General features: G+C 38.6%; 19 protein-coding genes and 2 riboswitches. Of the genes, 7 read left to right on the top strand and 12 right to left on the bottom strand.

Annotated features, from left to right (window positions below; genetic code table 11):
• Nucleotides 1-73 precede the first annotated feature (73 nt).
• Complete coding sequence (locus AC3B5D_RS01490) at nucleotides 74-1,273, bottom strand: aminotransferase class I/II-fold pyridoxal phosphate-dependent enzyme (RefSeq protein ID WP_489839865.1); 1,200 nt, start codon at nucleotides 1,271-1,273, stop codon at nucleotides 74-76.
• 228 nt (nucleotides 1,274-1,501) lie between these two features.
• On the opposite strand from AC3B5D_RS01490, the gene AC3B5D_RS01485 reads away from it, so the two are divergent.
• Nucleotides 1,502-2,239: a M15 family metallopeptidase gene (locus AC3B5D_RS01485; RefSeq protein ID WP_489839866.1), complete on the top strand. Its 738-nt coding sequence runs from the start codon at nucleotides 1,502-1,504 to the stop codon at nucleotides 2,237-2,239.
• A gap of 218 nt (nucleotides 2,240-2,457) precedes the next feature.
• Nucleotides 2,458-3,792 carry an ISL3 family transposase gene (locus tag AC3B5D_RS01480; RefSeq protein WP_489839388.1) on the top strand — a complete coding sequence of 445 codons (1,335 nt, stop codon included), beginning with the start codon at nucleotides 2,458-2,460 and terminating at the stop codon, nucleotides 3,790-3,792.
• Between the two features lie 60 nt (nucleotides 3,793-3,852).
• Here AC3B5D_RS01480 and AC3B5D_RS01475 read toward each other — a convergent pair whose 3' ends face one another.
• The 8 genes from AC3B5D_RS01475 to alr all read right to left on the bottom strand — a co-directional run bounded on the left by AC3B5D_RS01475 (nucleotide 3,853) and on the right by alr (nucleotide 12,238).
• Nucleotides 3,853-4,920 (bottom strand): aspartate-semialdehyde dehydrogenase, encoded by a 1,068-nt coding sequence (locus AC3B5D_RS01475; protein ID WP_489839867.1) that lies wholly within the window; start codon nucleotides 4,918-4,920, stop codon nucleotides 3,853-3,855.
• A gap of 166 nt (nucleotides 4,921-5,086) precedes the next feature.
• Complete coding sequence (locus AC3B5D_RS01470; protein ID WP_489839868.1) at nucleotides 5,087-6,268, bottom strand: aminotransferase class I/II-fold pyridoxal phosphate-dependent enzyme; 1,182 nt, start codon at nucleotides 6,266-6,268, stop codon at nucleotides 5,087-5,089.
• A gap of 36 nt (nucleotides 6,269-6,304) precedes the next feature.
• Complete coding sequence (gene dapB / locus AC3B5D_RS01465; protein ID WP_489839869.1) at nucleotides 6,305-7,045, bottom strand: 4-hydroxy-tetrahydrodipicolinate reductase; 741 nt, start codon at nucleotides 7,043-7,045, stop codon at nucleotides 6,305-6,307.
• A gap of 4 nt (nucleotides 7,046-7,049) precedes the next feature.
• Entirely contained in the window at nucleotides 7,050-7,925 is an 876-nt protein-coding gene (gene dapA / locus AC3B5D_RS01460) for a 4-hydroxy-tetrahydrodipicolinate synthase (RefSeq protein ID WP_489839870.1), read from the bottom strand.
• A gap of 14 nt (nucleotides 7,926-7,939) precedes the next feature.
• Entirely contained in the window at nucleotides 7,940-9,091 is a 1,152-nt protein-coding gene (locus AC3B5D_RS01455; protein ID WP_489839871.1) for an N-acetyldiaminopimelate deacetylase, read from the bottom strand.
• A gap of 13 nt (nucleotides 9,092-9,104) precedes the next feature.
• A complete protein-coding gene (gene dapD / locus AC3B5D_RS01450; protein ID WP_489839872.1) occupies nucleotides 9,105-9,815 on the bottom strand; it encodes a 2,3,4,5-tetrahydropyridine-2,6-dicarboxylate N-acetyltransferase in 711 nt (236 codons plus the stop codon).
• A gap of 2 nt (nucleotides 9,816-9,817) precedes the next feature.
• Nucleotides 9,818-11,113 carry a diaminopimelate decarboxylase gene (gene lysA, locus AC3B5D_RS01445; RefSeq protein WP_489839873.1) on the bottom strand — a complete coding sequence of 432 codons (1,296 nt, stop codon included), beginning with the start codon at nucleotides 11,111-11,113 and terminating at the stop codon, nucleotides 9,818-9,820.
• Between the two features lie 9 nt (nucleotides 11,114-11,122).
• Nucleotides 11,123-12,238 carry an alanine racemase gene (gene alr, locus AC3B5D_RS01440; RefSeq protein WP_489839874.1) on the bottom strand — a complete coding sequence of 372 codons (1,116 nt, stop codon included), beginning with the start codon at nucleotides 12,236-12,238 and terminating at the stop codon, nucleotides 11,123-11,125.
• Between the two features lie 95 nt (nucleotides 12,239-12,333).
• Nucleotides 12,334-12,508, bottom strand: a riboswitch (Lysine riboswitch).
• A 107-nt stretch (nucleotides 12,509-12,615) separates the two neighbouring features.
• Here alr and AC3B5D_RS01435 point away from each other — a divergent pair.
• The 3 genes from AC3B5D_RS01435 to AC3B5D_RS01425 all read left to right on the top strand — a co-directional run bounded on the left by AC3B5D_RS01435 (nucleotide 12,616) and on the right by AC3B5D_RS01425 (nucleotide 15,835).
• Nucleotides 12,616-13,971 (top strand): aspartate kinase, encoded by a 1,356-nt coding sequence (locus tag AC3B5D_RS01435; RefSeq protein ID WP_489839875.1) that lies wholly within the window; start codon nucleotides 12,616-12,618, stop codon nucleotides 13,969-13,971.
• Nucleotides 13,972-14,231: 260 nt separating this feature from the next.
• On the top strand, nucleotides 14,232-14,912 hold the full coding sequence (locus tag AC3B5D_RS01430) for a transposase (RefSeq protein WP_489839876.1): 681 nt from the start codon (nucleotides 14,232-14,234) through the stop codon (nucleotides 14,910-14,912).
• Nucleotides 14,831-15,835, top strand: coding sequence for an IS3 family transposase (locus tag AC3B5D_RS01425; RefSeq protein WP_489841187.1), 1,005 nt, complete (start codon nucleotides 14,831-14,833; stop codon nucleotides 15,833-15,835). The genes AC3B5D_RS01430 and AC3B5D_RS01425 overlap by 82 nt, the downstream gene beginning before the upstream one ends.
• A gap of 103 nt (nucleotides 15,836-15,938) precedes the next feature.
• Here AC3B5D_RS01425 and AC3B5D_RS01420 read toward each other — a convergent pair whose 3' ends face one another.
• Together AC3B5D_RS01420 and rbsR are read right to left on the bottom strand one after the other, a co-directional pair.
• Nucleotides 15,939-16,961 carry a DUF3114 domain-containing protein gene (locus AC3B5D_RS01420; protein ID WP_489839877.1) on the bottom strand — a complete coding sequence of 341 codons (1,023 nt, stop codon included), beginning with the start codon at nucleotides 16,959-16,961 and terminating at the stop codon, nucleotides 15,939-15,941.
• Nucleotides 16,962-17,000: 39 nt separating this feature from the next.
• Complete coding sequence (gene rbsR / locus AC3B5D_RS01415) at nucleotides 17,001-17,993, bottom strand: ribose utilization transcriptional repressor RbsR (RefSeq protein ID WP_489839878.1); 993 nt, start codon at nucleotides 17,991-17,993, stop codon at nucleotides 17,001-17,003.
• Nucleotides 17,994-18,186: 193 nt separating this feature from the next.
• Nucleotides 18,187-18,279: riboswitch (THF riboswitch) on the top strand.
• 39 nt (nucleotides 18,280-18,318) lie between these two features.
• Here rbsR and AC3B5D_RS01410 point away from each other — a divergent pair.
• Nucleotides 18,319-18,858 carry a folate family ECF transporter S component gene (locus AC3B5D_RS01410; RefSeq protein WP_489839879.1) on the top strand — a complete coding sequence of 180 codons (540 nt, stop codon included), beginning with the start codon at nucleotides 18,319-18,321 and terminating at the stop codon, nucleotides 18,856-18,858.
• A 124-nt stretch (nucleotides 18,859-18,982) separates the two neighbouring features.
• Here AC3B5D_RS01410 and AC3B5D_RS01405 read toward each other — a convergent pair whose 3' ends face one another.
• Nucleotides 18,983-19,297, bottom strand: coding sequence for a hypothetical protein (locus AC3B5D_RS01405; RefSeq protein WP_489839880.1), 315 nt, complete (start codon nucleotides 19,295-19,297; stop codon nucleotides 18,983-18,985).
• Nucleotides 19,298-19,486: 189 nt separating this feature from the next.
• Here AC3B5D_RS01405 and AC3B5D_RS01400 point away from each other — a divergent pair, with 189 nt between their 5' ends.
• Entirely contained in the window at nucleotides 19,487-20,143 is a 657-nt protein-coding gene (locus tag AC3B5D_RS01400) for a metal-dependent transcriptional regulator (RefSeq protein WP_489839881.1), read from the top strand.
• Nucleotides 20,144-20,161 lie beyond the last annotated feature (18 nt).

Raw genomic sequence — 20,161 nt, 5'->3', positions numbered from 1 at the left:
TTATAATAGCATAAAATCCATAAAAAAAGGGGTGCCACGGTCATTGACCGCTCCCCCTTGAAACAAATTCATATTATGCTTTTGTTTTTGTTTGTTCACGTTTTTTAGCAAAATACGATTGCATTCGTTGCACAGCTTCTTGCAAGTCCTCATCTGAAACAGCGTAAGAAATACGAACATATTCTGGCGTATATTCAGAAAAAGCAGATCCTGGAATAACAGCAACATGACCATTCTCAGCCAAATCTAAAGCAAATGCATCACCATCATGTCCCATATCTGCAGGAATCTTCGCAAATATATAGAATGCTCCTTCTGCTTTAACGACATCAAAGCCTAATTCTTCTAACTTTGGTACTAGCCAATCCCGACGTTTTTTATAGATATCACGCATATCATTGGCAACATCCGCAGCCGTCGTTAATGCAACAGTCGCACCGTCTTGAATAAACTTTGGTAATGAGAATGTTAAAGCTTCGTGCACTTTTTGCGCCTCATTAATAAAAGCATGACTTGCAATAATAAAGCCAATACGGTAGCCAGTCATTGCATGTGACTTTGATAGACCAGTCATTAAGATAGCCTGTTCAGGTAGTAAGCTAACTAATGACACATGTTCTTGATCATAAGTTAACTGGGCATAAATTTCATCAGAAATAACCCACAAATGATATTGTTTGAAGACATCTGCTAATGCCTCCAGTTCCTCACGTGTATAAGTTACTCCTGTTGGATTTGATGGATAATTAAACAAGATTGCTTTGACAGGCACTGTGGCTTGTTCAACTGCTTCTGCAACTAATGCTGGCGTTAACTTGAAATTTGTTGGACGTGTATTAATTTTAATCATACGTCCGTGTGCCAAGTCTAGCGAAGCAGCATAAGGTGCATAGGCTGGTTCAGGAATAATCAAGCCTTCATTGATATTTAGCAATGTCATTAGAATCACATTAATGGCTTCTGAGACACCAACTGTGACAATCACATTATCTTCATCATCAAATGGCAAATTATAGCGTGAACCATAATAATTAGCAACAGCCTGGCGTAAACTACGCTCACCTTGCGCATCCGTATAATGCGAATTATTGTTTTCAATTGAAGTAATGACAGCGTTTTTAATCGCTTGATCAACATTGAAACCTGGTTCACCAAATGTTAACCGCAATAAATCAGGAATATCGCGAACTTTTTTTTGAAATCCAATCAAACCATCGGGTGCGAGACTCGTAACTGTCGGATTCAGTGGCTGTACAAATGATTTTTCTGTCATCTTAATTTACTCACTTTTCTTTTTATTTTCTAATTGCTTACCATTATAATATAAATTCCGATTTTCAGGATATTTTTTAAGCCTGTAAAAGAATAATTCTATTTTAACCTCTTTGTGCTATTTTTAACAACCATAAAACAATTATATTTTGGCTGATTCATGATAAAATAACCTTAAGATAGACACATCAATTAACATAACCTTTTATGGTTGAAAAGGAGGCATAAGATGTTAGATTTTACTGACACGCCAATTGAAACACCAGTTGATGACTGGGACTGGTCTCCCATTCGAGAAGTCCCTATTCGTGAGAATGATGAGCCTTTGATTTCATTAAGTTATTTGCCAGAAAAAATGGTCATTAGCCCACAATATTTTATTCAAAATTTACCAGGGACTTATCCTGAACTTTATTCACGGATTGGCGTGCAAGATAAATTGATTGAAGCTGCTCGTAAATTACCATATGGTTATAAATTTGTCATTTTTGATACATGGCGTAGTATTCCCACACAACAAGCACTTTTTGATCAAATGAAACGCTTTGTCAAACGCGACCATCCCAATTATTCTGAAACAGAGGTCCAAACTGCTGCTTTAAGAATTGTTGCCCTCCCATCAACTGATCCAACAAAACCTTCCCCTCATAATACTGGCGGTTCTGTAGATCTATCAATCGTTGATGAAAATGGACACCTCTTAGAAATGGGCAGTCCCTTTGATGATATCAGTGCTCGTGCCAAAACAACTTATTATGAGACAGTTGAAACGTCTGAAAACTATGATACTGCTCGTCATAATCGCCGGCTACTTTACCATATTATGACCCAAGTTGGGTTTACAAACTATAGTGAAGAATGGTGGCATTTTGATTATGGTAATCAAAATTGGGCGAAATTAACTGATCACGGCTATGCCATTTATGGCGCCACAAAACCTGTGTTTCCATGGGTTGAATCTTATTAAAACAGCTATAAAAAAGTACGTTGACAATATCAATTTTTATTTGATATCGTCAGCGTACTTTTTATTAGGTTCTACAATATTTGGTACTGATAGCTAATCTGACAGATTAGTCATTAGTGCTTTTTTTGTTGTTTTTGTATAATTCATTTATAAACACAAAAAAACAGACCAGCAGCCACTAGTCTGTCTCACAAAATCCCTTTGAAAGGACCTCTAACATGGATAAGTATATCAAGATTTTACTCGGAATTAAAGACACACGTATTGAATTAGATGATCAAGCCTCGGAGGTGATGACCACGGTCTTAAAAAATGGCGTTCGACAACAAATTTGGCATTTGAAATTATCTTATGATAATTATTGTCCACATTGTGCTTGTTTAATGAATAAGAATGGCATGAAATTCGTCCAACATATCGCCTCTCGTGCTGCCAATATATTTAATCAGCTAGCGATTCGCAAACAAAAATACATCTGCCCACAATGTCATCGAACAGCACTAGCTGAATTTTCTGATATTAAATCAGGTGATCATATCATGACGAATGTTAAACAAGCAGCTGCCATGGAGTTAAGTGAAAATGTTAGCCAAAAACATATCGCCCAAGCCTATAACATTTCATCACACACTGTGATGCGTCAAGCGCAAGGACTCTTTACTTACAACAAAACAAGTTTTCATTATCTACCTCAGCATATTGCTTTTGATGATTTTAAGTCTGGTAACTTTGCGGAAAATAGTGGTATGAGCATGATTTTAATGGACAGTACAACCTACCGCGTATTAGATATCATGCGTGAACGTGGCGATCATAGTCTTCGCCATTACTTTGAGCAATATTCAGCAGCAGCGCGTGCTGCTGTTAAAACCATTACCGTTGATTTATTTAGTCCTTATCGCAATATAATTCATGACTTGTTTCCACACGCTCAAATCATCGCCGACAGATTTCATGTTGTCACACAAGTTTACCGTGCATTAAACCAAACACGTATCCAAACGATGAAATCCTATGGTACAGATTCACGAGCTTATCGCCAGTTAAAGCGATATTGGAAACTGCTTTTGAAAGATGAAACCACTTTGAATTATACTGATTTTCGAAAGCGTCGAAACTATCGTTATGCTTATTTAACCGATCAAGAGGTCATCGATCGATTATTAACCTTATCACCAGAGCTACGTTCAGCTTATAATTTTTATCAAGACATCCTTTACGCCGTACGATATAAAGATTTTGAACAACTGCAAATAGCTGTTACAACAAATACGCAAGAAACTCGTTTCCAACATTTGCCAGAAACTATGAAAAAGGCCCAACGGACCTTGCGTAAGCACCTACCAGAAATTAAAAACAGTTTTATTTACCCGTTCTCAAACGGTCCCGTTGAAGGGGCTAATAACAAAATTAAAGCCATTAAACGGACTGCCTATGGTTTTCGAAACTTTAAAATGTTTCGTTTGCGCATATTAATTGCCTTCAAAGATAGTTTTTATTCGCAAAGCTACAGACAAAAAGCAACTAAATTTATGAAAAATTCAGCTGCTTAATGTTTAAGCTATTTAATTAAATAATTCTGCTATCAGTACAATTTGACCAATAACCTTTTATTAGACTTGACTATGGATTAAATCTCGTTTTACTAACTCTTCCGCAATTTGCACTGTATTCCAAGCAGCACCTTTCAACAAGTTATCAGAAACAACCCATAGGTTAAAACTACCTGGATTTTCAGCATCTGCACGGACACGCCCAACAAATGTTTCACGTTTATCAACCGCATTAATTGGTTGTGGATAAACCTGTTCAGCTGGATCATCTTCCAAGACAACGCCTGGTGCACTCGCTAAAATCTTTTGGACATCTTCGCGTGTTGCTGTGTCATCTTTAACTGACACATAAACTGACTCACCATGACCAATCGGTACAGGTACGCGCACGGCTGTTGCTGTCACTTTTACCTCATTTGACTTTGGATCACCAAATAAAATTTTCTTGGTTTCCTGCATCATTTTTTGTTCTTCAAATGTGTAACCATCATCTTGGAACAAATCAATTTGTGGTAAGAGGTTAAAGGCCAGAGGATAATGTTTTTTATCGCCCTTAGTCGGCAAAATAGCCGCTGTCTCTGGTTCACCTGCTAAATGCTGTTGTGCTTGATGTAATAATTCATCCCAAGCTCGTTGACCCGCACCCGATGCTGCTTGATATGTTGATACGATGACTTGCTTTAACCCATATACCTGACGTAATGGTTCCAATGCAACAACCATTTGAATTGTTGAGCAATTCGGGTTAGCAATAATGCCATGGTGCTGCGCTAATGCATCTGGATTAACTTCAGGTACGACGAGGGGAACTTTGGGATCCATACGCCAACGCGATGAATTATCAACAGCAACAGCGCCTCGTTTTACTGCTTCAGGTAACAAACTACCTGCAAGCGTCCCACCAGCAGATGCTAATACCAAATCAACACCATCAAATGATGCTGGTGTTGCTTCTTCAACAACAATTGACTCACCCTTGAATTGTCGTGTCTGACCAGCTGAACGAGCAGATGCTAATAATTTCAATGATTTTACCGGAATCGTCGACTGTGCTAACTGTGCTAAAATACGTGTGCCAACAGCACCCGTTGCACCTAAAATTGCCACATGATATCCTTCATTTGCCATGATTCTTCCCCCTATATGATCCATTGATCAATTAACTATTTCATACTAAAATTAGCTATCTTAACCGAAGAGAACCCGAAACCCAACCATTGATCTGGATAGATTTCAGGCTCTAAAATGTGTGTCAAAAATCTGCGACTAACCAACGCATATCTTGCTAACTAATTTATTTTTTTAAATCAACATAGTGCTTCAAACGGGTCATTGCTGATGTTAAATCTTCAGTTGAAGCGGCATATGATAACCGAATATAACCTTCGCCACCTGCACCAAAAATTGAACCAGGCGCAACACCTAATTTCACAGTGTCTGCCAAATCGTACACAAATTCTGTGTCATCTGTATTCAAAAATTCTGGAATTTTCGCAAAAATATAGAAAGCGCCACCAGGTCGAGCTGCTGTGAAACCGGCAGCACTCAAACCATCAAGCACGAGGTTACGTCGCTCTTCATAAACCCGACGCATCGAAACGGGATCTTCACGCCCATGACGTAGTGCTTCCGTTGCCCCTGCCATCATTGGTCCAGGTGCTGTCGCAACCATAGACTGATGTGCCTTACCAACTTGTTTCATTAAAGCAGCTGGGCCAACCACGTAACCAATGCGATAACCAGTCATCGCATGCGATTTTGATAAACCACTAATCAATATTGTTTGAGATGGTAACAAATGAGCCATTGAAATATGCTTGGCATCATAGACTAATTCTGCATATATTTCATCAGAAATAACCAATAATTGATGTGCTTTTAGTATCTGCACCAGTTCATGTAATTGCTCTGCTGTATAAGTCACACCGGTCGGATTAGATGGATAATTCAACAAAATGCCTTTTGCATTGGGATGTTGTGCTAGTGTTGCTGTTAACTTTTCGGGTGTCACAATAAAATCTGGTGCGGTATTTAGCCCAACAACATCAAGATGTAGTGTTTGTGCCACTGAGGCATACAACGGAAATGTTGGTGTTGGAATAATAATTTCATCACCAGGATTAAACAATGCTTGGAAAGTTGCGTTAATTGCCTCCGCTGCACCAACTGTCACACTGATTTCAGTCGCTGGATCATATTTTGGTGTATCAAAACGCTCTGATAGATAATCAGAAATTGCTTCACGTAATGCCAAGACGCCTTGTGATGGTGAATAATGTGAATCGTCTGCTAGGACATCCTTAACAATCGCTTGTTTGACATGCTCAGGTGCTGAAAAATCAGGCTCCCCTAATGTTAATTTTAAAATACCGTCGATCTTTGAAAACTTATCATCAACCACACGGATTGGTGATGGTACCATAGCTGCTAAAGTCTTATTACATTGACCAATTAATGCTTCACTTACTTCAACCATCCTACTTCTCCTTGGCATTTCGCCTATTTTAAATTTCTATAATACGTTATCTAAACCAATTTGCAATCCTTGTATCGTGTTGATTTGACGAATTGCCAATGCAACACCACCCATAAAGGACTCCCGAGTAAATGACGTCTGTTTCAACCGTAATGTTTCACCTGGTGCGCCAAAGACCACTTCTTCTTCAGCAACATAACCAGGTAAACGCATGGCATGCACTGATACGTCATTAATCCGATCACCACGCGCAGCATCAGTATCATTTGTTGTCACTGGTGCTTGTTGCCGTGCTTTGGCAATTGCTTCTGCTGTTGCACGAGCTGTACCTGATGGTGCATCAATTTTCTTTGGATTATGAATCTCTAAAATTTCAGCATCTGGTAAATATTTGGCAGCTTGGGCAGCAAATTGCATCAATAATACCCCGGATAGTGAAAAATTAGGGACAATCAACGCCGCTTGCTGCTGTTGTTCACTTAGTGTCGTTAGTATGGCAATTTGTTCACTTTGTAAACCACTGGTACCAACGACTAATTGGTAACCATGTGTTAATGCATATTGACTATTCGCAAAAGCGGCTTCAGGTTGCGTGACGTCTAGCCAAACATCTGCTGACACATCAATATCATCTAATGATGTAAATACTGGTAAATCACTTTGATGAGCTGACCTTGACAGGATACCCACTAATTCAAAATCGGCTTCTTTTTTGATTAATGCTTGAATTGCCAACCCCATTTTTCCAAAACCACCAGCTAAAAATATGGTCGTCATACATCTACCCTTTCTGTTCTAACTTTGCCAATACATCTGCTGTTTCCACTTCATCTAACGGTAGAATTGGCAAGCGTGTCACGTTCTTAACTTCACCTTGATGGGCAAGAACCGCCTTTACAGGACCGGGTGATGGATAAGAAAATAGTGCTAACATACGTGGCGTCAACCAACGTTGCTTTTCACCAGCCGTTTGAATATCCCCTGCTTCTAATGCAGCAAACAAATCGGTCATTTCCTTACTATACAGATGGGCCGCTACTGAAATGGTACCAGCTGCTCCAACTGCTTTAGCAGCTAATGTTTGCGAATCTTCACCTGTATATACCTTGAACCCAGCTGGTGCATGAGCCACTAAATAAGCTAAATCATCAATGGTTGTCACCTGCTTAACAGCATTGATATTTGGATGCTGTGCTAATTGCAAGACACTCTCATTCGTTAAACCAACAACCGTTCGGCCAGGAATATTATAAATCATCATAGGGACAGCTGAAGCATCAGCAATCGCTTTAAAATGAGCAATCATCCCCTTCTGATTAGGCTTGCTATAATATGGCGTCACTGCCAAAATCGCATCAACACCAGAAATTTGACTAACTTCTTTTGCTAGTGCCACTGAATGTGCCGTGTTATTATCACCAACATTAGCAATGACCGGGCCACGATCACCTACCTTAGCTGCAAAATAAGCATACAAGGCTATCTTTTCATCATGACTTAGCGTTGGTGATTCACCAGTCGTTCCACCAACCACAAATCCTTGGGAACCTTCTGCAATCAAACGTTCCGTTAATGAATCTAATGCTTGATAGTCAATCGTATTATCATCCGTAAATGGCGTAATAATCGCCGTTATCAAAGAAATATCTTCATACATTTTATTCACACTTTCTATTGTGTCATACGCCAAGTTAAAAACTTAACGATTGCCTGTACGCCTACCCCAATTGCTTTCTCATCGGGATTTAAGTGAGTATCATGTAAGCTGTGCGTCGGATCACCCACGCCTAACCAAAACATGGTACCAGGAATTTTATTAATTAAATAACCAAAATCCTCACCGGTCATTGCTGGTTCACTAATGGTAAAGTCGATATCATCCGATTGTGACATAAAATCAATAAAGTTTGCCGTCAATTGCTCATTGTTATTAACTGGCCAATAACCACCTTGAATTAATTGTAAATCAACATGCACGCTATACATCGTTTCTAATCCTTGAACAATCTCACGAACGCGTTGTTGCATCAATTCGAGATCAGCTTGTTTAAATGCCCGAATGGTACCAGCTAAATGAGCTTCATTTGGAATGACATTGCCGATTGTTCCTGCTTGAATCATCCCAATTGTAATCACACCTCCGTGCACTGGATCAACATTTCTGGAAACAATTGTTTGCAACTGCATAATTAAAGCGGCAGCTGCCACAATGACATCTTGCACCTTTTGGGGAAATGCGGCATGGCCACCTTGACCCTGAATTGTTATATGAATCTCAGTTGTCCCAGCAAACAATGTCCCTTGACGAGTCGCAATTTGACCCGCTGGCATTGCGGGCTGATCATGCAATGCGTAAAATTCATCTGGTCGCCATTCGTCAACAAATGTTCCTAATTCATACAGTTGTTTGCCACCCGCTTGTTCTTCTTCCGCTGGTTGAAACAAAAACACCATATTATCAACAGGTTGATGTTCAGCAAAGTAGGCTAATACCCCTAATGCAACGGTCATATGAATATCATGACCACAAGCATGCATCACACCCTTATTCTCAGATGCGAATGATAAACCTGTTGCTTCTGTCATAGGTAACGCATCAATATCCGCACGGTAACCTATGGTGCGTTGTGGTTGGGTACCGGCAACATGCACCAATAAGGCTGTCGGTACAGCTGGAACTTCACGCATTGTTAACCAAGACGATTGCCATGATGTCACGATATCTTTCAAATAAGCCTGTGTTTGAAATTCATGCATCGACAACTCAGGATGGGCATGCAAATGACGGCGAATATCAATTAGATTTAAATTAGCTAACGTCATTTAAAATCCTTTCTTATAAGGAACGAAGTGCATCGACTAAAGCTGTTTTAGCTTGTGTTTTCGCATCGATTGTCTTAATCACTTTGGCAGGTACCCCCGCAACAACTGTATTGGCGGGAACATCTTTTGTCACAATTGCACCTGCTGCAATGACTGCATGATCACCGACTTGAACCCCCTCAATAACGACTGCATTGGCCCCAATTAATACATCATCACCGATAGTTACCGGTGTTGCAGATGCTGGTTCAACAACACCAGCTAATACAGCGCCCGCACCAACGTGGCTATGTTGACCGACAATGGCGCGACCACCCAAAACAGCCCCCATATCAATCATTGTTCCTGCACCAATTTCAGCACCAATATTAATCACGGCTCCCATCATAATAACTGCATTATCCCCAATGCTAACCTGGTCACGAATAATTGCCCCTGGTTCAATACGAGCAGACACATTTTCATAATCAAGTAATGGTACGCCACTATTACGAGCTAATAATTCAACATGATAGTCAGTAATCTTATCACCGGCTGTTGCAATGACCGGTTGAATGTCTTGATAGTCACCAATCACTGTTCCTGTTTTCGTTTCAATAAATGTTTGAACCGTTTCTGGCCAAGCAATTGCTGATAAATCACCAGCCAATGTCACACGTGCAGGTGTTTTCTTTGGTGCAGTTGCAATATAATTAATAATTTCTTGTGCATCTAAGTTGTTCATTGTTATTCTCCTACTATATAATGCTTATCTAAATGTAGCATGTCTTCATACGTTTCACGGGCAACGACTAATTGTGATTGGCCATTCTCAACAAAGACAACGGCAGGTCTTGGGTTACGATTATAATTTGAAGCCATAGAATAACCATAGGCACCCGTAGCCAATACTGCCAAAACATCCCCAGGTTTTGTCTGTGGTAAAGCCTGTTGCCAAACTAATACGTCACCTGACTCACAATACTTACCAGCAACACGAACAACTTGTTCAGTCGGTGCTTGTGGTTGTCTTGCTAAAACCGCTTCATACTTTGCTTCATATAGTGCTGGTCGAATATTATCACCCATACCACCATCAACAGATAGATATGTGCGAATGCCTGGAACATCTTTTTTTGCACCAATTGTATACAGATTATACCCAGCTGGTCCAACAATCGCACGTCCGGGTTCGATCCAAATTGCTGGCATTGTCATACCATATGCCATCGTCTTTTCACTAATTGTATCAATAATGGCATCGACAAATTCAGTTGCTGGCAAAGGTTTATCTTCTTCAGTATAGCGAATACCAAAGCCCCCACCAGTATTGATCACTTGTGGTTCAAAGCCCCATTCATGGACTAAATCAACTAATTTGGCTGCAGCCATTTGGAAACCAGTGACATCAAAAATCTGTGAGCCAATATGAGCTGATACACCCAAAACATTGAGATATGGATCAGCTAAAGCCTGCTGCAATGCTTGTTGTGCTTGACCACTAGCAACATCAAAACCAAACTTACTGTCTGTTTGACCTGTTGAAATATAGTCATGTGTATGAGCTTCAACACCTGGCGTAATTCTCAACAACACATTTTGTTGTTGCTTTCTTTCCTTCAATAACTCATGTAAAATACTTAATTCATAAAAATTATCAAGAATAATGGTCCCCAAACCATTGTCAATAGCCATCGTTAATTCTTCAATTGATTTATTATTACCATTAAAAGAAACATTAGCCATTGGATAATTTGCTGCTAAAGCTGTTTGAATCTCGCCACCAGAAACAACATCCAAATGGATGCCTTCTTGAGCGGCAACTTCATACATCGCAATCGTTGCAAATGCCTTTGATGCATAAGAGACGACATAATCTAATTTTCGTTTAATGAAAACGGTTTTAAATGCTCGCATTTGTTGCCGAATATGATTCACATCATACACATAAAGTGGTGTTTGATATTGTTTGGCTAAATCAGTTGCAGAAACACCACCAATTGTTAATTCGCCAGCTTCGTTTACTTCATATGGTACTGTCATATTTTCCCCTTAATCTACAAGCACACGCATTAGTCTCTCTTGCAAGCCAGTCGTGACGACCCATGGTGCTAAGCCAACATGCTGTGCAAAGTCCTCTATCGTATTTTCATATTGCCCTTGTTTACCAATGATGGTGACTACCGTGCCAACGGGTAATTCTTCTGGTAAAGAAATCATCATTTGATCCATTGCAAGGCTGCCAATAATTGGCGCTTTCTTCCCGTTCACTAAAACTTCAAAACCTTCTAAGGAACGTGGTAATCCATCGGCATAACCAATGGGTAACGTGCCGACCCACTCATCTGCATGCGTATAATATTTGTGTCCGTAACTAATACCAACATTTGCTGGCATTTGTTTGACAAAAATTAATGTCGTTTCCAATGTTAGAACAGGTTGTAAATAATTATCTGGTCTAACTTCCCCTCGTGATGGTTCGATACCATAAACCACCGTTCCTGCCCGAATATAGTCAGTTGGTAATTCATCTGCATGATACATGGCAGCCCCTGAATTTGCTAAGTGAACCATCGGAGGCATTGGCAAATCATCAGTTAAAGTATGCCAATGGCGTAACTGCGTTTTAAAATAATCAGTTGCAAGTGAATCAGCTTCTGAAAAATGAGTCATGATACTTTGATAAACAAAATAATCTGATCGTTCAGTTAAAAAGTCAATCGCTGTTGCTAATGCTTGTCGACTTCGAAATCCGATTCGACCCATGCCAGTATCAACGCCTAAATTAACCTTCAATGACGCCTGTTGTTTGTTTAAACTCTGTTGCGCAGCTTGTAACCAACTGATATCACTGACCGTTGCAATTAGGTCATTATCAGCCATTAACTTGGCATATTGTGGTAGCGTAATGCCTAAAATAAGGATTGGCACAGTAATACCAGCTTGACGTAGTGCTAAGGCTTCATCTAGGACAGCCACTGCTAAGCCATCAACACCCGCTTTCAGTGCTGCTTGCGCCATCGTTTGCAATCCAAATCCATATGCGTTAGCTTTCACAGCTAAAAACATAAACTTCGCCCCACTTGCCTCTCGTGTGACGGCAACATTATGCGTCACTGCTGCTTGTGATATTTTGATTCTTGTTGGTCTTGTTACTGCTACTACCATGTTTAGCCCCTTTATGATGCCATCTTTTTTACAAAAAAAATCCGACTAACAGCACTATTGCACTGTCAATCGGATTGGTTTCTATTCCTAAAGACTGTGACAATAGCTCCCCGCTGAAATTTAGCGACAGTCTAATAGTTATTTACCATTAGCCCAACAATAACAGGTGCACAAACTGTTTCATTTCGGCAACCGCCCCTTTAACTTAATTTCTTTGTCTGTGCAGACTCCATTAAGCGACTCTTGTTGGTTGCGACCTCTATTAATCATTAACGTAACATTAGAATATATTAATTTAATGTTCATGTCAATACTTGACATTAATCTTTTTTTCACTTTTAATTAGTGCCAATTAGAAATTTATTTGGAGGCAAAAAATGAAAGTTGTAAAATTTGGTGGATCTTCCTTAGCAACGGGTGCTCAGGTACAAAAAGTTTTAAATATTATTCAAGCTGACGCTGAACGTCAAGTTATTGTCGTATCAGCACCAGGTAAACGTTTTGATGGTGATATTAAAGTGACTGATTTACTTAAAACATATGCTGATCAAACCATTGCTGGTACCGATACATCAGAAATTTTAACAACTATTCTGGCGCGCTACCAAGAAATTGTCCAATACTTTTCGTTAGAAGAAACTAAGATTATCCCTCATATCAAACAACAACTTATTCATTTAAATCGCGTTCACTATCCATCATTTGATCACTTATATGCCGCTTTTATGGGGCATGGTGAATTATTGAACGCACAATTGATTGCTTTTATTTTTCAAGAAAAAGGCTTAGCTGCTGATTTTGTTTCTCCTGCTGCATTAGGTCTAACAGTAACTGGTTCACCACGATCAGCACGCTTAAATGAGGCTAGTTATGAAGCTATTAAAAATTATGATTTTGATGATTCACGTTTAATGATTGTTCCTGGATTTATTGCCTATACCAATGATGGTTATGCCGCAACTTTTAGTCGAGGTGGTTCCGATATTACTGGTGCAATCTTAGCACGCGGCTTTCAAGCTGATTTGTACGAAAATTTTACTGATGTATCAGCTATCTATGCTGTTAATCCTAAGGTTGTACCAAATCCTCAATCGATTAAAAAAATGACTTATCGTGAAATGCGTGAACTATCATATGCTGGCTTTGCTGTTTTCCATGATGAGGCCATCATTCCGGTTATTGAAGCAAATATACCAATTAATGTTAAAAATACAAACGACCCACAAGCACCAGGAACCATGATTGTCCCAAATCACGCCATTGATCCAAAGAATCCAGTGACAGGAATTGCAAACGATAATCGTTTTGCGGCACTTTATTTACACCGTTATTTGTTAAATCGTGAAGTCGGTTTCACTTTGAAAATATTACAAATTTTGGCCACTTATCACGTTAGTTATGAACATATGCCATCTGGAATTGATGATATGACTATTATCTTTGATAAATCACAACTTACGCCTGATATTAAAGCCCATATTAGCCATGATTTATACGCAACGATTGCCCCAGATGAACTCGAATGGTTAGATGACTACGCCATTATTATGATTGTTGGTGAAGGCATGCCAAAACATATTGGTACTTTTAGTAAAATTACCACAGCATTAGCTCAAGCAGGTATCAACCTACCGATGATCAACCAAGGTGCTTCACAAATTTCAACGATGATTGGCGTTCCTGTCGATCAGATGGATGATGCTGTCCGTGTCATTTATCAGGCTGTTTTCTAAATTTAAAAGGGGCTAAGACATAAGTCGTTATGATCAGCTGAAAAAGGCGCTAATCTATCAATTTTGATTGGTAGATTAGCGCCTTTAAACGTGTTCCAAAAGACTGAAGTCTTACTGTAACAACAATTAGGCGCTTCCGGTTCTTCGTTATACTGCAAACCAAAATCACCTAATCATTGTTACAATCGTGCTATAGTCTCCTAGAGGTTGACGAAAGAAATAATATAAATTTCTTTCATAAATCTTTAGGGGACTTTTTTATGGCAAATATAAAATTTACAGCAATGGAAAAATATGAATTAATACAAGAATTCCTTGAATCAGGACAAACGGAACGAAGGTTTCAAAGAGAACATCATTTAAATAATATGTCCATCAAACGATGGTTAGATTTGTATAATAATTATGGTATCGACGGACTATGTCCGCCAAAGACACGTCAAAAATATAAACCCGCCTTTAGACGTAAAGTTGTACAAGCTTATTTACAAGGTGCTGGCTCAATGGAGCAATTGGCAATAAAATTCGGCGTACGTAGTTCTACTCAAGTACGTGATTGGGTTTCAAAGTATAATGGGAATAAAGTACCGTCCCGTTCAGTCGGGTATACAAGGAGAATTCCTATGACATCACGAAAACTAACATTTGAAGACCGTGTTAAAATCGCAACTTATGCCATTGAAAATAATCGAGATTATCAGAAAACTGCTCAAAAATTTGATGTCAGTTATCAACAAGTTCGTACGTGGGTTTTAAAAGTTGATCAAAATGGTTTTGAGGCTTTAAAAGATGGTAGAGGTCGAAAAAAATCGCAGAACGAATTATCAGATATGGATAAAGTGTTACTTGAAAATAAACGATTAAAGGCAGAATTAAAAGCAAGCAAAGCACAGGCAGTATTCGCAAAAAAATTTCTAGAAAATCTCAAGAAAGGCAGGTAATAACTAGTCGTGTTATCCATGAAGTTGCGTTCCAGACCATTAAAATAATGCATGAAGAGAATCCAAGAGAATATCCGATCCGCCTATTAGTTAAATTTAGTGGCGTATCTTTTCAGGCTTATTATAAGTGGTTGAAACGACAAAAATCGATTAATGATCAATTCAATGAATTATTGAAAATTAAAATACAGAAGTTAGACAAGCAACATCATCATAATTTAGGGGTTAAACGCATGACGATGTACCTTAACATGGATAAAGAAATCAATCATCGTGTAAATCATAAACGTGTTCGTCGACTTATGCATTATTTAAATATCCGTGCAGATATTCGCAAGAAACGTCACAATCGTATTAAAGCTAATGAACAGTTTATTATTGATAATCTAATGAACCAGAACTTTAAAACAATATTGCCTAATCAAAAATGGGCAACAGATATGACTGAATTAAGATTTGGAGAACATTTAGAAAAAACATTAAGATTATCTGCAGTCGTTGATTTATACGGTACATATGTTTTATCGTTTAACGTTAGTAAAACAGAGACTAGTCAATCAGCTGTACAAACCCTTCAAAGAGCTTATCAATTCGCAGGTAATCCAGCGAATGTTTTAGTGCACTCTGATCGCGGAACAGCTTATACATCATGGGCTTTTAAAAACATCTTGAGTCAACATCATGCACAACGTAGTATGTCTCGGCCTGGAACGCCCTATGACAACGCAATTATTGAGAAATTTTGGAATGATTTCAAAGTTGAATGGTGGGATAAACAACACAGCGACACATTACAAGAAGCAATTGAAGCAATTAAACGAGGAATTGATTACTTTAACAAAGTTAGACGATCGGAAATAATAAATGGCCATACTCCGGAAGAATTCCGGAATATAGCCATTTATGGTGAAGTAATCGCCTAACTAATTCTTATATTATTTTTACCGTCAACTTGACGGGGACCAGTACACGGCTTCAAAACGTCTTTTGTCACACTCTCTTTTATTTATTATCTATATCAGGCTATTAAAATTGATTTTTCGCAAAATTACGTAGATCAGATTCCAAACCAGCATACCGATTAGCTGGCATGACATCTAACGATTGATGGATTTGACCACCAGCATTCGCATAATTAGCCGATTCAGTATTCGCAATCATCTGTAGTTCTGCCAACGAGTAAGTTGCTGGATCCTCAGAAAAGACTAAAACACCCTGTTCATTAGTGATTTGATGTTTCTCTAACACTGGCCACATTGAAATAATTTGCCCGTTATGATCGAAAATTAATTCCAAATGGTATCCTGGCAAAGCTACTTTAATATTGTCTTTTTTTGCAACGCCACGATTATGAAATTGTGCATCGGGATATGAGACTGGTGTTCCTGTTAATTCTAATATTCTATCAGAGACATCATTTTGATGCCACTGATGACGAACAATGAAATCAACAATCGGTTTGCTCAAATAATAACGAAATTGATTATCTATAATCGTACTTAACTGACGACTAGTTTCATACTTTGAACGAATACCATTCCAAGCATGATGCTTCAAACGCATCATATACGCCACTTGTTTGACAAATTCAAAATAACTTTGTGTCTCTTGCAAACTTTCTATATGATAATAATATAAATCAGCATCTTCGATTGTTTCCCTTAACTGCCAATTGCCTAATCGCGTCATTTTGACAAAATTCGATGAACTAACTGTCATCCCCAAAATTTTATATAGCATATCTAAACGATCAGCCGCTGGCAAACCGCCACGATGAAAACCAGCTGCAAACATCTCAGTAAACAGCGCCGAACCAATTCGATGCGCTTCTGCCCAATTTTCAGACAATATACGGTTCATCGTCTTATCTGTTAACGCTTCGTTATTCACCGTATGATCAACATACACGGCAATGGCTTTTGGAACCCAGCCATCATTCATGAGATGTGTTACTTGTGTGGCTAAGGCAGTCGACATATTTTTTTGGCGTTTATCCACACCTTTGGGCGATTTTATTAATTCTCGTGTTCGTTTGAACAGTCCTGTCATTATAAAATGACCTCCTTGCTACGATTAGCTTACCACATCTTATTGTAAAGATGCAGTTGATTCACGGATAACCAACGCCGTATCAAATGCTGCTACTTGCCGTTCAGCATCTGGATGATTAATACGAGCTATCACTGTTTTTAACGCCGCTTCAGCAACTAACCAGACTGGTTGTGCAACAGTCGTTAATGCTGGCCGAAAAAATTCTGCATAATCAGTATCATCATACCCGACAACCGACATATCTTCAGGAACCCGAATACCATGCGCATTTAATCCGGCAATTAAACCAATTGCTAGTTCATCATTTAATGCAAACGCTGCTGTGGCTTGCGTAATCGATACGGCCATCGCCGCTGCCCGACCAGCATGTTTTGTTAAATTACGAGTCGCAACTTCGCTAACTTTCGCCCCTGCTGCTAACATTGTTTCTTTAAACGATGCGGTTCGATATTGTAAATTGTCGGTATAAACTTGATTACCCAACAAAACGACATGACGATGCCCCAGAGCTAACAAATGTTCAGCAACGAGCCGACCACCTTTTTTATCTGATGCATAAACGGCATCCGCTTCTGCCAATTCATCATGATTTTCTAACACAACTAGTGCAATCCCACGTTTTTTTAAACGATGTGCCACGGTTACTGGTTTCGTCAATTGGCTTGCCATAATAATACCATGTACCCCTGCATTCACTAATGTTTCAACTGTTTGATCTGTTTTTGCTGGTACAGCAGTCATAATTGATAACGACACATTGTCAGGTAAATTTTCTTGCATCCGTTGAATTAAATCACCAAAAAATGGTGCTCTTAAACTAGGAACAACAACGCCAATTAGTATCGTTGATCCTTGTTTTAAACTCCGTGCACTCGCATTGGGTACATATCCGATTTCATCACGCGCTGCAAATACTTTGGCCTTGGTTTTATCAGAAAACCGCGTACCCTTACCATTTAAGACTTGTGAGACAGTCGCAATTGATACGCCTGCCAAACTAGCCACATCTCTGATTGAAACTTTACCCATGCCCTACCTCTTATCTCAATAATCAATTAATAGATTCGTTTATTTGCCAGTTTGTTATGCAATTAACTTTTTGATCATAAATTATCTTTACTAAAACATTTTACCAACTTTTAAAATGCCTTTCAAAAGTTTTATTTCTAAACTAGCTGTTTACTTTTAATAAGAATGTAGTAAAATATACTCCTGTAAAACGAACAGGGTAGATTCAGGTGCGTTAAGTGCTGTGGAAACGGAATGTGGGCCATGGACGAAGGATTACCGCGATGCTTGAATCACATTCACTGTAACAAGTGAAACCCTCCAATTAATAAGGAGGTGTTTTCAAATGAAAACATTAGAATATGTCTTACCACATTTACGTACACGACAACTTGCTATGCTGGGCATTTTAATGGCTTTACAAATAGTCATTAGTCGTTTCTCATTCGGCACTGCTACCATCAAAGTTGGCTTTACGTTCTTGATTGTCGGAGTGATTGCTAAGTGGTATGGTCCCTTTTGGGGAATGCTCGTTGCAATTTTTACTGATGTCATTAGTAGCTTAATGAATGGTTATGGTTATTTTTGGGGCTTTACTATTTCCGCAGTAATTGCAGCCGCTGTTTATGGCTTTTCTTTCTATGGCCGCCAAACGCTTTCTTGGTTACGGATTATTTTAACGGTTACAATCGTTTTGTTAATTGTTAATGTCATCTTAAACACGTTATGGGTTGTCATGATTGGTAACATTCATAATTCACAAACGATTACTTCTCTACTTTGGGTACGTGTCATCAAACAACTTGTTTTTTTACCAATTCAAAGTATTTTATTATATCTACTGCTGAATAACACAACCATTGATCAACTACATCAAAAAATTTAATTAAAAATTATTTTATAATGCAAACAAAAAAGGTCGATCAGCTTCCACCATCTAGGGAGTTGATCGACCTTAATTTGCATCCAAATGACTAATTATAGAAATTAGAACTATTTTTAACCTATTATTAGTAACTCCGATGCACAGTTAAGCCAACTTCTCGACAAGCAACTTCAAAAGAACTCGCAAATTTATTACGAACATCTGGCGTTGAAAAACATAATTTTGTTTCAGTGTTAATATCACCACAACCAATTCGATAAACACAACTATCATAAACCTGACCAACATAAACTTCTGGCCGACAAGTCAGTGTTTCTTCTAGTGCTGTTGCTAATTGTTGTACAGTCTGCTCTGAAATATCACGTGAGCTTTGTAATAGGTGACGAATTAAGGTACATCCCCCTAACTTGTTCTCTTGGCATACTTTCATTTCCTGCATTTTGAGCCTCCAAAACTTGTTTCTGACTGTTGTCAGTTGCTGATTAAATTTTACATAATTATCATAACCTAAAATCATTTTTTTATCAAACGTATAATTAGTTTCATTTTTATAAAATACATTATCTGCCATTTCATGGTATAATTAATCATATTAACTATTTCACAACAAACGAGGAAATTTTACATTATGACCGAATCTATTTCTAAAACCCAATATCTACAAACAATCTTAGAATTAAGCGGTGGCGATGAGTCAACAAAAATTTCTAATAACCAAATTGCTGAACATTTAAACGTCACTCCTTCATCGGTTTCTAATATGCTGGCAAAACTACAAGAAGCTGGCGAAGTTGATGTTGTGCCTTATTATGGTGTCACACTCACAAAACCTGGTCGTGAAACAGCCCTCCGTTTAATCCGTGCCCACCGTTTAATTGAAACATTTGGTGCAACAAAATTAGGCTTATCAATTTCAGAAGCCCACTCAAACGCTGATCACCTTGATCACGATGCTAATGATCAATTTATTAACGCCCTAGATAAGTACTTAGGTTTCCCAAAATTAAGTCCCCAAGGTCTCAGCATTCCTGATATCGACCATCATTATTCACCAAAATCATTACGTTCATTACGTGAAGCAAAAGATAATGAAACTGTCACTATCAACAGCTTTACTGAAGACTTAGAACTATTACAATATACTGAAACACTACACCTAGGATTAAATACAACTTGGACAATTAAAGAGCGTTTGCCATTTGATGGTCCCCTTGTTTTAGTTTCGGGTGATCAAACAATTCAAGTAACACAACATGCCGCTGACTTTATTTATGTCAACGACTAGTCATTCCAAAAAAGCACA

This window comes from Weissella sp. ESL1177, assembly GCF_058107185.1.
This window is presented reverse-complemented; position numbering and strand designations above follow the sequence as displayed.

Coding starts and splice junctions, on each gene's coding strand:
- AC3B5D_RS01490 (WP_489839865.1), bottom strand. CDS start 1,273: ATGACAGAAAAATCATTTGTACAGCCACTGAATCCGACAGTTACGAGT.
- AC3B5D_RS01485 (WP_489839866.1), top strand. CDS start 1,502: ATGTTAGATTTTACTGACACGCCAATTGAAACACCAGTTGATGACTGG.
- AC3B5D_RS01480 (WP_489839388.1), top strand. CDS start 2,458: ATGGATAAGTATATCAAGATTTTACTCGGAATTAAAGACACACGTATT.
- AC3B5D_RS01475 (WP_489839867.1), bottom strand. CDS start 4,920: ATGGCAAATGAAGGATATCATGTGGCAATTTTAGGTGCAACGGGTGCT.
- AC3B5D_RS01470 (WP_489839868.1), bottom strand. CDS start 6,268: ATGGTTGAAGTAAGTGAAGCATTAATTGGTCAATGTAATAAGACTTTA.
- dapB (WP_489839869.1), bottom strand. CDS start 7,045: ATGACGACCATATTTTTAGCTGGTGGTTTTGGAAAAATGGGGTTGGCA.
- dapA (WP_489839870.1), bottom strand. CDS start 7,925: ATGTATGAAGATATTTCTTTGATAACGGCGATTATTACGCCATTTACG.
- AC3B5D_RS01455 (WP_489839871.1), bottom strand. CDS start 9,091: ATGACGTTAGCTAATTTAAATCTAATTGATATTCGCCGTCATTTGCAT.
- dapD (WP_489839872.1), bottom strand. CDS start 9,815: ATGAACAACTTAGATGCACAAGAAATTATTAATTATATTGCAACTGCA.
- lysA (WP_489839873.1), bottom strand. CDS start 11,113: ATGACAGTACCATATGAAGTAAACGAAGCTGGCGAATTAACAATTGGT.
- alr (WP_489839874.1), bottom strand. CDS start 12,238: ATGGTAGTAGCAGTAACAAGACCAACAAGAATCAAAATATCACAAGCA.
- AC3B5D_RS01435 (WP_489839875.1), top strand. CDS start 12,616: ATGAAAGTTGTAAAATTTGGTGGATCTTCCTTAGCAACGGGTGCTCAG.
- AC3B5D_RS01430 (WP_489839876.1), top strand. CDS start 14,232: ATGGCAAATATAAAATTTACAGCAATGGAAAAATATGAATTAATACAA.
- AC3B5D_RS01420 (WP_489839877.1), bottom strand. CDS start 16,961: ATGACAGGACTGTTCAAACGAACACGAGAATTAATAAAATCGCCCAAA.
- rbsR (WP_489839878.1), bottom strand. CDS start 17,993: ATGGGTAAAGTTTCAATCAGAGATGTGGCTAGTTTGGCAGGCGTATCA.
- AC3B5D_RS01410 (WP_489839879.1), top strand. CDS start 18,319: ATGAAAACATTAGAATATGTCTTACCACATTTACGTACACGACAACTT.
- AC3B5D_RS01405 (WP_489839880.1), bottom strand. CDS start 19,297: ATGCAGGAAATGAAAGTATGCCAAGAGAACAAGTTAGGGGGATGTACC.
- AC3B5D_RS01400 (WP_489839881.1), top strand. CDS start 19,487: ATGACCGAATCTATTTCTAAAACCCAATATCTACAAACAATCTTAGAA.